This window comes from Pseudomonas sp. K8, from assembly GCF_014889455.1.
Classification (GTDB): Bacteria; Pseudomonadota; Gammaproteobacteria; order Pseudomonadales; family Pseudomonadaceae; genus Aquipseudomonas; species Aquipseudomonas veronii.
In genome coordinates this window covers 18,837-33,753 of record NZ_VJWO01000048.1, presented here as the reverse complement: position 1 = coordinate 33,753, position 14,917 = coordinate 18,837, and the positions used below count along the sequence as shown (strand labels likewise).

Sequence of the window (14,917 nt, the reverse complement as noted above, 5' to 3'; positions counted from 1 at the left end):
CTCATCCTCAAGGCGATTCAACGCCTTGGTTCTCTGCCTATAAATACAAATTGGAGACCACATGAACGCATCTGCCGATATTTCCGTGCAACAGGTCAAATTGTTGATCAACGGTGAATGGGTCGAGTCCAAGACCACCCACTGGCAAGACATCGTCAACCCGGCGACCCAGCAAGTGCTGGCCAAAGTCCCGTTTGCCACCGCTGAAGAAGTCAACGCTGCCATCGACGCCGCCCATCGTGCCTTCCAGACCTGGAAGCTGACCCCGATCGGCGCACGCATGCGTATCATGCTCAAGCTGCAAGCCTTGATCCGCGAGCACTCCAAGCGCATCGCCGTGGTCCTCAGCGCCGAGCAGGGCAAGACCATTGCCGATGCCGAGGGCGATATCTTCCGTGGCCTGGAAGTGGTGGAGCACGCCTGCTCCATCGGCACCCTGCAAATGGGCGAGTTCGCTGAAAACGTCGCCGGTGGTGTCGATACCTACACCCTGCGCCAACCCATCGGCGTGTGCGCCGGGATTACTCCGTTCAACTTCCCGGCGATGATTCCGCTGTGGATGTTCCCGATGGCGATTGCCTGCGGTAACACCTTCGTCCTCAAGCCTTCCGAGCAAGACCCGCTGTCCACGATGCTGCTGGTGGAGCTGGCGCTGGAAGCCGGTGTGCCGGCCGGCGTGCTCAACGTGGTACACGGCGGCAAGGACGTGGTGGATGCGCTCTGCACGCATAAAGACATCAAGGCCGTGTCGTTCGTCGGTTCGACCGCCGTGGGCACCCATGTGTACGACCTGGCCGGCAAACACGGCAAGCGCGTGCAATCGATGATGGGCGCCAAGAACCATGCGGTGGTGCTGCCGGATGCCAACCGCGAACACACCCTCAACGCCCTGGTCGGTGCCGGTTTCGGCGCGGCGGGCCAGCGTTGCATGGCCACTTCGGTGGTGGTGCTGGTGGGCGCTTCCAAGCAATGGCTGCCCGATCTGAAGGCGCTGGCGCAGAAGCTCAAGGTCAATGCCGGCAGCGAAGCGGGTACGGATGTCGGCCCGGTGATTTCCAAGCGTGCCAAGGCGCGCATCCTGGAACTGATCGAAAGCGGCGTGAAAGAAGGCGCCAAGCTGGAGCTGGACGGGCGTGATGTCCAGGTGCCGGGCTTCGAGCAAGGCAACTTCGTCGGCCCGACGCTGTTCTCGGGCGTGACCACCGACATGCAGATCTACACCCAGGAAATCTTCGGCCCGGTGCTGGTGGTACTGGAAGTCGACACCCTCGATGAAGCCATCGCGCTGGTCAACGCCAACCCGTTCGGCAACGGCACCGGCCTGTTCACCCAGAGCGGGGCGGCGGCGCGTAAGTTCCAGAGCGAAATCGACGTCGGCCAGGTCGGCATCAACATACCGATCCCGGTGCCGGTGCCGTTCTTCAGCTTCACCGGTTCGCGCGGTTCCAAGCTCGGCGACCTCGGCCCGTATGGCAAGCAAGTGGTGCAGTTCTACACTCAGACCAAAACCGTCACCAGCCGCTGGTTCGATGACGACACGGTCAACGATGGCGTCAACACCACCATCAACCTGCGCTGATTCCGGGAGACGAGCATGAAGATTGCATTTATCGGCTTGGGCAACATGGGCGCGCCCATGGCCCGCAACCTGATCAAGGCCGGCCACGCGCTGAACCTGTTCGACCTGAACCAGACGGTACTCAAGGAACTGGCCGAACTGGGCGGCAGCATCAGCGGTTCACCGCGCGATGCGGCCACCGGTGCCGAGCTGGTGATTACCATGCTGCCGGCCGCTGCCCATGTGCGCAGTGTCTGGCTGGGTGAAGACGGCGTTTTGGCCGGTATCGGCCAAGGCGTGCCGGCGGTGGATTGCAGCACCATCGACCCGCAGACCATCCGCGATGTCGCGGCGGCGGCAGCCAAGCAAGGCGTGGCCGTCGCCGATGCACCGGTCTCCGGCGGCACTGGCGGCGCGCAAGCCGGGACGCTGACCTTCATGGTCGGCGCCAGCGCGGACTTGTTCGCCACCCTGCAACCGGTGCTGGCGCAGATGGGCCGCAACATTGTGCGTTGCGGCGACGTCGGCACCGGCCAGATCGCCAAGATCTGCAACAACCTGCTGCTGGGCATCAGCATGGTCGGCGTCAGCGAAGCGATGGCCCTGGGCGATGCGCTGGGCATCGACACCCAGGTGCTGGCTGGCATCATCAACAGCTCCACCGGGCGCTGCTGGAGTTCCGACACGTACAACCCGTGGCCGGGCGTGATCGAAACCGCGCCGTCATCGCGGGGTTATACCGGTGGTTTCGGTGCCGACCTGATGCTCAAGGACCTGGGGCTGGCCACCGAAGCTGCGCGCCAGGCGCACCAGCCGGTGATCCTCGGCGCTGTGGCCCAGCAGTTGTATCAATCGATGAGCCAGCGCGGGGAAGGGGGCAAGGACTTCTCGGCGATCATCAACAGCTACCGCAAGCCCAAATAGATACCGCCTGTGGCGAGGGCGCTTGCTCCCTCGCCACTATTTATTGCGGTTCAGGCAAACACAAAATACTTACGCACCGTCTCGACCACTTCCCACGTCCCCTTCATCCCCGGCTCCACCACAAAAATATCCCCCGCGCGCAAATGGATCGGCTCCAGGCCTTCTGGGGTGATCACGCAGTAGCCTTCCTGGAAATGGCAGTATTCCCACTTCACGTATTCCACGTACCACTTGCCCGGTGTGCAGATCCAGGTGCCCATGATCTTGCTGCCGTCTTCGCTGGTGTAGGCGTTGAGGTTGACGGTGTGCGGGTCGCCTTCGAGCTTTTCCCATTTGCAGGCATCCAGGACCGGCAAGGGGTGGGTGTCGCGCAGTACGGTGATGGGCTTGGACATGATGACTCCGAGGCAAGTGAACGAGAGTCGAACCCTATAGCGTCGCAGGCAGGGTCAATGGTCTGAACTCGACATCGGGATGCCCAGAAGCGCAGGGACTGCGATTGTCCGGGAACCGCGAAGTTCATGTGGGAGGGGGCTTGCCCCCGATGGCTGCGGATCAGCTAGCACATGTGTCAACTGACACACTGCTATCGGGGGCAAGCCCCCTCCCACATTGACCCTCGGTGGCAGCGTCACTGTGGCTCGGCGACACTTTCGAGCGTAGATAAGCCCTTTCCTCGCATTAAGTGCGAAAGATTTCCCGCTTGTCGCAGGAATTCGCAAGAAAATTCACGGCTGGCCCTCGTATCATTCACTTCAGTCACGACCGAGAGCCTTGATATGAACCCAATAACAACGTGGTGGGACATCAGCCCGCCCTTGAGTACGGCGACCCCGACCTGGCCGGGGGATACGCCGTTCCAGGAAGAGCGCGTGTGGCAGTTCGGCCCGGAGTGCCCGGTGAATGTCGGGCGCGTTACCTTGTCGCCGCACACCGGCGCCCATGTCGATGCGCCGCTGCATTACAGCGCGGACGGCGCGCCGATCGGCGAGGTGTCGCTGGACGTGTACATGGGCCCGTGCCGTGTGTTGCATTGCCTGGACAGCGGCGCGCTGGTGCAGCCGCAGCAGTTGCAAGGGCGTGTGGATAACTTGCCGGAACGTGTGTTGCTGCGCACTTATCCACAGGCGCCGCTGACCGAATGGGATGCGAACTTCACCGCCATCGCCCCGCAGACCATCGAGTTGCTCGCCAGCCTGGGCGTGCGCCTGATTGGTATCGACACGCCGTCCCTGGACCCGCAACAGTCCAAGACCATGGAATCTCACAATGCCGTGGCCCGTCATGGCATGGCGATACTCGAAGGCATCGTGCTCAATGACGTGCCGGAGGGCGACTATGAACTGATCGCCCTGCCGCTGCGGTTTGCCCACCTCGATGCCAGCCCTGTCCGCGCAATCCTGCGCCCGCTTGTGGAGCCCGCACGATGAGCCAATGTCCCTTCTCTCCAGACTATAAGCATGCCGATCAGCAACCGCCGGAAGAATGGCATAACGCCGAGTTGAATTTTTCCGAGTCCATGAGCTACGGCGACTACCTGGACCTGGGCAAAGTCCTCAGCGCCCAGCACCCGCTGTCGCCGGACCACAACGAGATGCTCTTTATCATCCAGCACCAGACCTCCGAGCTGTGGATGAAACTGATGCTCCACGAGCTCAAGGCCGCCCGCGAACACCTGCGCCTGGGCGAGTTGCCGCCGGCGTTCAAGATGCTGGCGCGGGTCTCGCGGATCTTCGATCAACTGGTACACGCCTGGGCGGTGCTGGCGACCATGACCCCGTCGGAGTACAAGGCGATTCGCCCGTTCCTCGGCCAATCGTCCGGGTTCCAATCGTTCCAGTACCGTGAGATCGAATTCATCCTCGGCAACAAAAGCCCAGCGCTGTTGCGGCCTCACGCCCATCGCCCGCAATTGTTGCAAGAACTGCAGGTGGCGATTGCCACGCCGTCGCTGTACGACGAGGCGATCAACCTGATGGTCAAGGCCGGCCTGACGATCGACCCGCAACGCGCCGAACGCGACCCGACGGCGGCGACGGTTCACGATGCCTCCGTGGAAGCGGCGTGGCGCGAGGTCTACCGCGACCCGAGCCGTTATTGGGACCTGTACCAGTTGGCCGAAAAGTTTATCGACCTGGAAGACTCCTTCCGCCAATGGCGCTTTCGCCATGTGACCACGGTGGAACGGATCATCGGCTTCCAGCCCGGCACCGGCGGCACCGAGGGCGTGGGTTACCTGCGCAAGATGCTCGACACGGTGCTGTTCCCCGAGCTGTGGCGAGTACGTTCCACGCTCTAAACAAAAAGCCCCGGATCACCGGGGCTTTTCATTTGGAATGCAACCAAATGTGGGAGGGAGCTTGCTCCCGATAGCGGTGGGTCAGTAGACATATCAGTGACTGACACACCGCTATCGGGAGCAAGCTCCCTCCTACAGGAGTATTACTGCGCGGCGGCTACCGCTTTCGCGTTTTTGACGCGCAAGCGGTAGGCAATGTAGATAACCCCCACCCAAACCGGCATCGCATACACCGAATCGCGAACGCCCGGAATCGCCAGCATCACGCTGATGATCATCAGCATGAACGCCAGGCACAGGTAGTTGCTGAACGGGAACCAGAAGGTCTTGAACGACGGCACCACGCCTTGCTCGGCCATGGCCTTGCGGAACTTGATGTGGGTCAGGCTGATCAGCGCCCAGTTGATCATCAGCGAGGCGACCACCAGCGCGAACAGCAACTCCAGCGCGCTGTGCGGCGCGACGTAGTTGACCACCACGCACAGCAGCGTCACCAGCGCCGAAATCGCCAGGGCCCGCAGCGGCACGCCTTGTTTGTTGAGTTTCATTAGCGCTTTCGGTGCGTCGCCTTGCTCGGCCAGGCCGAACAGCATGCGGCTGTTGCAGTACACGCCGCTGTTGTACACCGACAGCGCCGCGGTCAGCACCACGAAGTTGAGGATGTGCGCGGCGGTGTCGTTACCGATCAGCGAGAAGATCTGCACAAACGGGCTGCCGCTGTAGGCATCGCCCGACGCGCCGAGGGTTTGCAGCAGTTGATCCCACGGGTACAGCGAGAGCAGCACGGTCAGCGCGCCGACGTAGAAAATCAGGATGCGGTACACCACCTGGTTGATCGCTTTCGGGATCACTTTACGCGGCTCGCTGGCCTCGGCGGCGGTGATGCCCACCAGCTCCAGGCCACCGAACGAGAACATGATGAACGCCATGGACATCAACAACCCCATGCCGCCGTTGGGGAAGAAACCGCCGTGGCTCCACAGGTTGCTGATCGACGCTTGCGGGCCGCCGGTGCCGCTGAACAACAGGTAGCAGCCGAGCACGATCATGCCGACAATCGCCACCACCTTGATGATCGCGAACCAGAACTCGGTCTCACCGAAGAACTTCACGTTCAGGGTGTTGATCAGGTTCACCGCGACAAAGAACACCAGTGCGCTGACCCAGGTCGGAATCTCCGGCCACCAGAACTGGATGTACTTGCCCACGGCCGTCAGTTCGGCCATGCCCACCAGCACGTAGAGTACCCAGTAGTTCCAGCCCGCCAGGAAGCCCGCGTAACCGCCCCAGTATTTGTGGGCAAAGTGGCTGAACGAACCGGCCACCGGCTCTTCGACGATCATCTCGCCGAGCTGGCGCATGATCAGGAACGCGATAAAACCGGCAATCGCGTAGCCGAGGATCATCGACGGCCCCGCCGACTTGAGCACGCCGGCCGAGCCGAGGAACAGCCCCGTACCGATCGCGCCGCCCAAGGCAATCAGCTGAATATGCCGGTTCTTCAGGCCACGCTTGAGGCCTACCGGGTTAACCATGTCATCCGCCATTAACATTCCCTTCTACTTGTTTTTCTTGGGGTTGATTGCACGCCGCGCCCAACCCCTCAGAAGTGCTGAGGGGTCAGATATTACTCTGCGTGAACTTTTCGTAATACAACTGAACGCCATCAAGTGCCTGATCCACCAGCCATTGTTGGATGGATTCGACCATCGGAGGAGGCCCGCACACGTACATATCGGCCGAACTGTCCCGCCATTCGGCCAGGTCGAAATGCTCGGTGAGGTAGCCACGCTTGCCGGGCCATGCGGGCGGCGGGTCGCTCAGTACTTCGGTGTAGCGAAAATCCGCGAGGGTGGACGCGTAACCCTCGATGCGCGCCGCTTCGCACAGGTCCTCGGCGCCGCGCACGCCGTAGTACAGGTGGACCGGCCGTTCGCAGGCGTTGGCCGCCAGTTCATCGAGCATGCCCAGCAACGCCGACAACCCGGTGCCGCCGGCGACCAGCACCAGCGGTCGGCTGACATGGCGCAGGTAGAACGCACCCAGCGGCGCCTCCATCAGCAGCGGATCGCCGACCTGGCAACGTTCGCGCAGGTAGTTGCTCATCACCCCGTCGGGCAGCAGGCGGATCAGAAACCGCAGCTGATTGCCCGGCCGGTTGGCGAAGGAATATGCGCGCCAGCTGTCGGTGCCCGGAACCGCCAGGCGGGCGTATTGGCCCGGCAGAAAGTCCAGCGCCTGGTCCAGCTGCACTTGCAGGATCGCCGTGCCGGTCGAGACCTGCCGCACCTCGCTCACCGTGCCGCGCACCTGCACCGGCCCCGGTGCGTTGCACAGGCTGGAATCGAAGTCGAAGTAGAACGTCGCATCCGACTTCACCCGGGTCTGGCAACTGAGCATCTTGCGCTGTTGCAGGTCGCGGCTGGAGAGGGCGTCCTCGTCCACATAGTCCTGGCTGTATTCACCGCTCTCGCAGCGGCCCTGGCAGGTGCCGCACACGCCTTCGCGGCAATCCAGCGGAATCTTGATGCCATTGCGCAGGGCCGCATCCAGCAGGATCTCATGCGCGCCCACCGGGAAAAACAGCGTCTTGCCGTCGGCAAAACTGAAGGCCACTTTGTGATTCATCCCCAGTACTCCGTGGGTTCATGTGTGAACCCTTGTAGGAGCGAGCTTGCTCGCGAAAAACTCAAGGACGCCGCGTACATTCAGGATGCCCGCGTCATCGTTGACGTCCTTCGCGAGCAAGCTCGCTCCTACAAGGGGCGTTCGCCAGCGTTACAGGTGATAGAAATCCAGCACCGAGTTGATGGTGTCGTTGAGCAACAACGCGTGCTTGCGGGTGATCAGCCAGCTGTCGCCATGGGGCTTGAGGCGATAGGTCGCGTGGCCGTAGAACTGCTCCGACGTGGCCAGGCGATAGAACAGCGTGTGCCAGTTCAAGCGCACCTCCAGCGTGCCGTCCGCCTGCTCGGCGATACGCACGTTGTGGATCAGGTGCAAGGTGCGCGGCATGGGCGTGGCCGACGCCGCCTTGCCGGTGCGCAGGCGGAACACGCGGTCTTCCAGGCCCGAGCGGTTGGCGTAATAGATCAGCGACATTTCGCGCTTGGGGTCGCGGGTGTAGACGTGTTCGGAGTCCCATTGCGGCAGGTGGAATTCGCTCTGCGGGTCGAACAGCTGCACGTAGGCGTCCCAGTCCTGGGCGTCGCACAGCTCGGATTTGCGATAGAAAAATTGCTCGATCCGGTACTGCAATGGCGCATTCATCATTCCACCTCCCGCAGCTTCAGCGCGCGTTGGTCGAGGCCGTTGAGCAGGAACTGCTGCCAGTTGCGGTGCTGGTTGACGTACAAGCCTTCGTGGGTGAATTCGGTGCCGGTCATGGCGGGCTGGATGCCGAGGGCTTCGCTGTTCGGCGTCGGCCCGGTGGCCCAGCGGTGGCTGCCGCGTGAGATATCGCTCCAGCGCTCCAGGCGGCCCTGGAAACCGCGCTGGGCCTCGCGAAACTCCACCAGATCGTCCGGCGTACCCATGCCCGAGACGTTGAAGAAGTCCTCGAATTGGCGGATGCGGTTTTCCCGGTCGGCGTCGGACTCGTGCTTCACCCCCAGGCACTGGCTGATGATCTCGGTCTTGTTCCACGCCAACGGGCGGATGATGCGCAACTGCGAGCTGATCTGGTCGAGGAAGAACAGGCTCGGGTAGATGTTCAGGTTGCGCAGGCGATGCATCATCCACTCGGCTTTTGGCTGGCCGTGTTCTGCCACCAGGCGCGGCATGATGGTTGCGTAGCCGGAGCGTACCGTGGGGTTGGGCATGTCGCTGAACAACAGGCTGTGGCCATTGTTGAAGGCGAACCAGCCGTCGTCGGTATTCGCGTCGCCGGCGCCGAGTTTGCTGTAGTCCAGCGTCGTGCCGGCCGCGGTGCCGTTCGCGGTATTGACCTGCTGGCGGTGCTGCACCGTGGCCACGTAGTTGTAGTGGACAGTGCTGACGTGATAACCGTCCAGGCCGTTTTCGTTCTGCAGCTTCCAGTTACCGTCGTAGGTGTAGGCGGACTTGCCCGGCAGCACCTCCAGCTCACCGGTGGCGGACTGGGCGACCATCATGTCGAAAAACACTTTGGCGTCGCCGAGGAAGTCTTCCAGGCTGTCGGTGCCGTTCACGTCCAGGCTGATGAACACAAAGCCTTTGTAGCTGTCGATGCGCGCCTTTTTCAGGCCGCGCGTGGCCTTGTCGAAACCTTCCGGGTATTCCCCCGGGGCCTTGACCTTCACCAGCCGGCCATCGCTCTTGTAGCACCAGGCGTGGAACGGGCAGGTGAAGGTCGACTGGTTGCCCTTGCCGACGCGGGTGAGGGTGGTGCCGCGATGTTGGCAGGCGTTGACCAGCGCGTTGAGCTGGCCGTCGCCGTCGCGGGTGATGATCATCGGCTGGCGCCCGGCGCGCATCGTCACGAAATCGTGGTTATTCGCCAGTTCGCTTTCGTGGCAGGCGTAGATCCAGTTCTTCTCGAAGATCAGTTCCATCTCCAGGTCGAACAGTTGCGGCTCGGTGAACATGTCGCGGGCGATGCGGAACACTTCATCGGCGGGGCGGAAATCCAGGCAGCTGTCGATGAAGCTTTTCCATTGCTCGACGCTTCTTGCACCACTCATGGGACGCACCTTTTGATAATGGCTGAACGGGTCAGCCATTAAGCGACTGCGCCGAGACGGCGGGCTATCCGCTTAATGGGCGAAGGCGGGCCGGATAGTTGGGCATGAAATACCCACGCCGGTGCAGGGCGGTGACGCAATGCGCTACTGTCATGCAGGGCGGTGCGCGCAGAAGTCGGTGGTTTATCCACATAGTCGAGCGTTGTTATCCACCCAGCAGCGAGACTGCCGCCGTGGCGCAGAACTTGCTGTCGATTTGTCACGACGCGCCGCCAGAGCGCGCAACCGCCTAACCGCCGTGGGTGCAGCCTGATGAATAGCCAGACACGCGATATCCGTATCCAACGCTTCGACCTGGAGGGCGCCTGCAGCTGGATGTCCGGCATCTGCGGGCCGCACCGCCTGGCGACGGCCACGCCCGAGCGCCTGCGTTTCCATCACAGCGCCAACGTGTTCAAGTCCCGCGCCACCACCCTGGGCGTGATCGAATACGGCACCGACGTGACCATCGACATCGAGGACGCCGAACACTTCAGCAGCTACAGCCTGAGCCTGCCTCTGGTAGGCGAGCAGGAGTTGAGCAAGAACGGCGAGCGCCTGAGTTCCAACCGCGATCAAGGCGTGATCATCTCGCCCAACGAGCACCAGGTGCTGGCGATTTCCGGCGATTGCCGCAAGTTGCAGGTGGTGATTACGCGGGCGGCGATGAGCGAGTCGCTGGAAGGGTTGCTGCAACGGCCGATCGAGGCGCCGCTGCGTTTCGAACCGGTGATGGACGCGGTGGACGGCGCCCCGGCCTCGTGGTGGCGCATGGCGCGTTACTTCATCGCAGAGCTTGCGCGCAGCAGCGAGTTGTACGAGCAGGCGGCGTTTACCCGCGACCTGGAAAGCTCGTTGATCAAGGGCCTGATCCTTGCCCAGCCGAATAATTACTCAGAGGAACTGCGCGACGTACTTGGCGTGAAGCTGCCGCACTACTTGATCCGCGCCCGCCAGCACATTCACGACAACGCCCGCGAAGCGGTGCATCTGGAAGACCTGGAAGCCGCCGCCGGGGTCTCGCGGTTCAAGCTGTTCGATGCGTTTCGCAAATACTTCGCGCTGTCGCCGATGGCTTACCTGAAAAAGTATCGGCTGGGGGCGGTGCGCCAGGAGATCCTCGAACACGGCTCCACTCGCACCATCTCCGAGATTGCTCTGGGCTGGGGCTTCACCCACCTGGGGCGGTTCTCGGCGGAGTATCGCAAGCTGTTCGATGAGTCACCGAGCCAAACCCTGCAGCGCAAGCGCCTGCGCACTGTCTAAAAAACACCGCAGATCAAATGTAGGAGGGGGCTTGCCCCCGATAGCGGTGTGACAGCCAACACATATACTGACTGACACACCGCCATCGGGGGCAAGCCCCCTCCTACATTAGATTTGCAGTGCCTGGGAGATTTCAGATCAGTTCTTCAACCAACTGCAAACAATGATTCAGCCCCGGCGACTGATCATTCACCCGCCGGCTGAGAATAATCGGCGAGGTCGCGGTGGCTTCCACCACCGGCGTGTAGGCGATGTCCGCGCGATGCAGCACCTGCACCGACGCCGGCACCAGCGTCACGCCCATGCCCGCGCCGACCAGGCCGATGGCGGTCTGCAACTCGTTGGTCCACTGCGCCACCTTGAGGCTCAAACCATGGGCGTCGAACAGCGCGATCACATGGTCGGCATAACTGGGCCGCGGGTTGCCGGGGTACAGCACAAACGGCTCGGCGGCCAATTGGGCGAGGGTGGCGGGCGCGCCCAGCAAGGCGTGGCCGGCGGGCAACACCGCAACCAGGCGGTCCTCGACCAGCACCCGCTGGACGATGGCCGGGTCATCGATGCGAATCCGCCCGAAGCCCACGTCGATCCGCCCGGCCTTGAGCGCTTCGACCTGCTGCAAGGTGGTCATTTCCGACAGCCCCAGTTCCAGTTCCAGCGCGTCGTGGTTGCGCAGCCGCCGAATCAGCTCGGGCAGCACGCCATACAAGGTCGACGGCGCAAAGCCGATGCCCAGCCAGGTCTTCTCGCCCTGGCCGATACGCCGGGTGGTGTCGCAGACCTTGCCCAACTGCTCCAGCAGCACAGTGGCGTGTTCATAGAAAAACCGTCCGGCCTCGGTCAGCCGCAGCGGTCGGCCGCGCTCGAGCAGTATCACGCCCAATTCATCCTCCAATTGCTGGATCTGCCGGCTCAACGGCGGCTGGGCGATGTGCAGGCGTTCGGCGGCGCGGGTGAAGTTGAGGGTTTCGCCCAGCACCTGGAAATAGCGCAGATGTCGCAGTTCCATGACAGCTCCTTTGATACCTTGAAGGTATTGTGCGAGACCAATTCTATATTGGAAGCCACGAAAAATGCGGCACAGAATCGGCTCAAATCTATAAAGAACCCAACGGGTATAGCCATGCCGATTTGTGCCATCGAGTCGATCGAAACCATCATCGTCGACCTCCCCACTATCCGCCCGCACAAGCTGGCGATGCACACGATGCAGAACCAGACCCTGGTGATCGTCCGCCTGCGTTGCGCCGACGGCGTCGAAGGCCTCGGCGAAGCCACCACCATCGGCGGCCTGAGCTACGGCAACGAAAGCCCCGACAGCATCAAGATCAACATCGACCGCCACTTCGCCCCGCTGCTGATCGGCCAGGACGCGAACAACATCAATGCCGCCATGTTGCGCCTGGCGCGCAGCATTCGCGGCAACACCTTCGCCAAGTCCGCCGTCGAAAGCGCCTTGCTCGATGCGCTGGGCAAACGCCTGCACCTGCCGGTCAGCGAACTGCTCGGCGGCCGTGTGCGCGATGCGTTGCCGGTGGCCTGGACCCTGGCCAGCGGCAACACCGAGCAGGACATTGCCGAAGCCGAGAAGATGCTCGACCTGCGCCGTCACCGCGTCTTCAAATTGAAGATCGGCGCCGGTGAGGTCAGTGCCGACCTGGCCCATGTGATCGCGATCAAAAAAGCCCTGGGCGAGCGCGCCAGTGTGCGCGTCGATGTCAACCAGGCCTGGGATGAAGCCGTCGCCCTGCGCGCCTGCAAGGTGCTCGGCGACAACGCTATCGACCTGATCGAACAGCCGATCTCGCGCAACAACCGCGCTGGCATGGCCCGGCTTCAGCTGTCGAGCCCGGCGCCGATCATGGCCGACGAATCCATCGAATGTGTCGAGGACGCCTTCAACCTGGCCCGCGAAGGCGCGGCTTCGGTGTTCGCCCTCAAGATCGCCAAGAACGGCGGCCCGCGCGCGGTGTTGCGCACGGCCGCGATTGCCGAAGCGGCCGGGATCGGCCTGTACGGCGGCACCATGCTCGAAGGCGGCCTCGGCACCCTGGCCTCGGCCCATGCGTTTCTCACCCTGGACACACTGGCGTGGGGCACCGAGCTGTTCGGCCCACTGCTGCTCACCGAAGACATCCTCACCGAGCCGCTGGTGTACCGCGATTTCCAGCTGCATGTCAGCACCGCACCGGGCCTGGGCCTGGCCATCGATGAAGAGCGCCTGGCGTTCTTCCGTCGTGACAACCACTAAGAGGCGCCTGCCATGTTGTTCCACGTAAAAATGAGCGTACACCTGCCCGTCGACATGAACCCCGAACGTGCCGCCAGCCTCAAGGCCGACGAAAAAGCCCTGGCGCAGCGCCTGCAGCAAGAGGGCAAATGGCGCCATCTGTGGCGCATCGCCGGGCTTTACGCCAACTACAGCGTGTTCGATGTCGACAGCGTGCAGGAACTGCACGACCTGCTGATGCAACTGCCGCTTTATCCCTACATGGCCATCGAAGTGAATGCGCTGTGCCGGCACCCGTCGTCGATCCACGCGGACGACCGCTGAGCCTGTTTTATCCCCAATAATTACAAGATGAGGATTGCACCATGTCCATCCGACTGTCCCAGACTGCCCATGCCCAACAGTTTCTCGAAGAAGCCAGCGGCCACCGCAGCGAAAGCGGCAACCCGCGCACCAAGACGCTGATTTACCGGATCCTGCGGGACACGGTGAACATCATCGAAGACCTGGAAGTCACCCCCGAAGAGTTCTGGGCGGCGGTCAACTACCTCAACGAATTGGGCCAACACCAGGAAGCCGGTTTGCTCGCCGCCGGGCTCGGCCTGGAGCATTACCTGGACCTGTTGATGGACGCCGCCGACGAAGAAACCGGCAAAACCGGCGGTACCCCGCGCACCATCGAAGGCCCGCTGTATGTGGCGGGGGCGCCGCTGTCGAAATACGAAGCGCGCCTGGACGACGGCCAGGACCCGGGCGTGCCGCTGTTCATGCGCGGCCAGGTACGGGACACGCAGGGCAAACCGTTGGCCGGGGCGATTGTCGATGTGTGGCAGGCCAATACCGGCGGCACTTACTCCTGGTTCGACACCGCGCAGTCGGAATTCAACCTGCGCCGCCGCATCGAGACCGATGCCCAGGGCAACTTCCGCTTTCGCAGCATCGTGCCGTCGGGTTATGGCTGCCCGCCGACCGGGCCGACCCAGCAGTTGCTCAATCAGTTGGGACGCCACGGGCAGCGGCCGGCGCATATTCACTTCTTCATCTCGGCGCCGGGGCATCGGCACCTGACCACGCAGATCAACCTGTCGGACGACCCGTACCTGCACGATGATTTTGCCTACGCGACACGGGATGAATTGATTGCCGAAATTCGTTTCAGCGACGATCAGCAGCTGGCGCGGGAGCTGGGTGTGGAAGGGCGCTTTGCGCAGATCGATTTTGACTTCGAGGTGCAGCTTGCCGATGCGCCGCTGGAGCAAAAGCGCATGCAGCGGGTTCGTGCATTGGAAGATTGATCAGCACGGTCAAAAAATGTGGGAGGGAGCTTGCTCCCGATAGCGGCGGATCAGTAAACATTTAAGTGACTGACACACGGCTATCGGGGGCAAGCCACCCTCCCACATTGTTTTGTGGCGTGGCTGACTATTTGCGCAACACCAGGTCCAACACTTCATCGCGATCCTTGATCTTCTGCAACACGATCTCCGAACGGATATCCATCACTCCCGCCGTGCGGTTCAGGTGGTTCACGATAAAGTCCGAAAAGTGCTTGAGGTTGCGCGCCTGCACCCGCAGCACGTAGTTGCTGGCGCCGGTGATCACATAGGCGCTGGCCACTTCCGGCCAGCCTTGCACCTTCTGGATAAACGTCTCGTGCCAGTCCTCCACGTCCTGGCGCACCGACAGGTGGACGATGGCCTCGAGTTCGATCCCCAACCGCTCGGCATTCAACACCGCCCGATAGCCGCTGATGATGCCTTCGCTTTCCAACAGGCGCAGACGGCGCAGGCAGGCGGAGGGCGACAGCGCGACTTTTTCTGCGAGTTCCTGGTTGCTGATACGGCCGTCCTGTTGCAGGAAATGCAGGAGGCGCAGGTCGGTGGCGTCGAGAATCATGCTTAGAATAAATCCGCGTGTTTTCGGTTGAACTTCGAATTTCC

At 62.2% G+C, this 14,917-nt stretch carries 15 protein-coding genes; 8 read left to right on the top strand and 7 right to left on the bottom strand.

All coding sequences use genetic code 11. The features are described 5' to 3' along the window. Positions 1-61: 61 nt before the first annotated feature. Positions 62-1,579 (top strand): CoA-acylating methylmalonate-semialdehyde dehydrogenase, encoded by a 1,518-nt coding sequence (locus INT12_RS24890; RefSeq protein ID WP_017849481.1) that lies wholly within the window; start codon positions 62-64, stop codon positions 1,577-1,579. A gap of 15 nt (positions 1,580-1,594) precedes the next feature. After that, positions 1,595-2,482 (top strand): 3-hydroxyisobutyrate dehydrogenase, encoded by an 888-nt coding sequence (mmsB, locus tag INT12_RS24885; protein WP_046488230.1) that lies wholly within the window; start codon positions 1,595-1,597, stop codon positions 2,480-2,482. A gap of 50 nt (positions 2,483-2,532) precedes the next feature. On the opposite strand, the gene INT12_RS24880 is transcribed toward mmsB, so the two are convergent. Then, positions 2,533-2,877, bottom strand: a complete 345-nt coding sequence (locus INT12_RS24880) for a cupin domain-containing protein (RefSeq protein ID WP_010566207.1) — start codon at positions 2,875-2,877, stop codon at positions 2,533-2,535. Between the two features lie 384 nt (positions 2,878-3,261). Between INT12_RS24880 and kynB the strand changes: the two genes are divergently transcribed. Then, on the top strand, positions 3,262-3,912 hold the full coding sequence (gene kynB, locus INT12_RS24875; protein WP_193059060.1) for an arylformamidase: 651 nt from the start codon (positions 3,262-3,264) through the stop codon (positions 3,910-3,912). After that, positions 3,909-4,781: a tryptophan 2,3-dioxygenase gene (kynA, locus tag INT12_RS24870; protein ID WP_169884502.1), complete on the top strand. Its 873-nt coding sequence runs from the start codon at positions 3,909-3,911 to the stop codon at positions 4,779-4,781. The genes kynB and kynA overlap by 4 nt, the downstream gene beginning before the upstream one ends. A 143-nt stretch (positions 4,782-4,924) precedes the next feature. Here kynA and INT12_RS24865 read toward each other — a convergent pair whose 3' ends face one another. The 4 genes from INT12_RS24865 to antA form a co-directional block, all read right to left on the bottom strand. Continuing rightward, positions 4,925-6,328, bottom strand: a complete 1,404-nt coding sequence (locus tag INT12_RS24865; RefSeq protein ID WP_017849476.1) for an amino acid permease — start codon at positions 6,326-6,328, stop codon at positions 4,925-4,927. 73 nt (positions 6,329-6,401) lie between these two features. Next, a complete protein-coding gene (gene antC / locus INT12_RS24860) occupies positions 6,402-7,409 on the bottom strand; it encodes an anthranilate 1,2-dioxygenase electron transfer component AntC (protein WP_193040540.1) in 1,008 nt (335 codons plus the stop codon). A gap of 150 nt (positions 7,410-7,559) precedes the next feature. Next, positions 7,560-8,051, bottom strand: a complete 492-nt coding sequence (gene antB / locus INT12_RS24855) for an anthranilate 1,2-dioxygenase small subunit (RefSeq protein WP_017849473.1) — start codon at positions 8,049-8,051, stop codon at positions 7,560-7,562. Further along, positions 8,051-9,442: an anthranilate 1,2-dioxygenase large subunit gene (gene antA / locus INT12_RS24850; protein ID WP_046382073.1), complete on the bottom strand. Its 1,392-nt coding sequence runs from the start codon at positions 9,440-9,442 to the stop codon at positions 8,051-8,053. The genes antB and antA overlap by 1 nt, the downstream gene beginning before the upstream one ends. A 312-nt stretch (positions 9,443-9,754) precedes the next feature. Here antA and INT12_RS24845 point away from each other — a divergent pair, with 312 nt between their 5' ends. Then, the gene (locus tag INT12_RS24845) at positions 9,755-10,747 is read left to right on the top strand and encodes an AraC family transcriptional regulator (RefSeq protein ID WP_193040541.1); all 993 of its coding nucleotides are present in this window, start codon (positions 9,755-9,757) and stop codon (positions 10,745-10,747) included. A 133-nt stretch (positions 10,748-10,880) separates the two neighbouring features. Here the strand turns inward: INT12_RS24845 and INT12_RS24840 are convergent, their stop codons facing one another. Then, positions 10,881-11,756 (bottom strand): LysR family transcriptional regulator, encoded by an 876-nt coding sequence (locus tag INT12_RS24840; RefSeq protein WP_046488219.1) that lies wholly within the window; start codon positions 11,754-11,756, stop codon positions 10,881-10,883. Positions 11,757-11,870: 114 nt separating this feature from the next. Between INT12_RS24840 and INT12_RS24835 the strand changes: the two genes are divergently transcribed. Genes INT12_RS24835 through catA form a run of 3 tightly spaced genes read left to right on the top strand, consistent with a single transcriptional unit; the run spans position 11,871 to position 14,272 of the window. Beyond that, positions 11,871-12,998 carry a muconate cycloisomerase family protein gene (locus INT12_RS24835; protein ID WP_193040562.1) on the top strand — a complete coding sequence of 376 codons (1,128 nt, stop codon included), beginning with the start codon at positions 11,871-11,873 and terminating at the stop codon, positions 12,996-12,998. A gap of 12 nt (positions 12,999-13,010) precedes the next feature. Further along, on the top strand, positions 13,011-13,301 hold the full coding sequence (catC, locus tag INT12_RS24830) for a muconolactone Delta-isomerase (RefSeq protein WP_017849468.1): 291 nt from the start codon (positions 13,011-13,013) through the stop codon (positions 13,299-13,301). A gap of 41 nt (positions 13,302-13,342) precedes the next feature. Next, entirely contained in the window at positions 13,343-14,272 is a 930-nt protein-coding gene (catA, locus tag INT12_RS24825; protein WP_177033279.1) for a catechol 1,2-dioxygenase, read from the top strand. Positions 14,273-14,399: 127 nt separating this feature from the next. Here the strand turns inward: catA and INT12_RS24820 are convergent, their stop codons facing one another. Then, positions 14,400-14,873, bottom strand: coding sequence for an Lrp/AsnC family transcriptional regulator (locus INT12_RS24820; RefSeq protein ID WP_017849466.1), 474 nt, complete (start codon positions 14,871-14,873; stop codon positions 14,400-14,402). Positions 14,874-14,917: the final 44 nt, after the last annotated feature.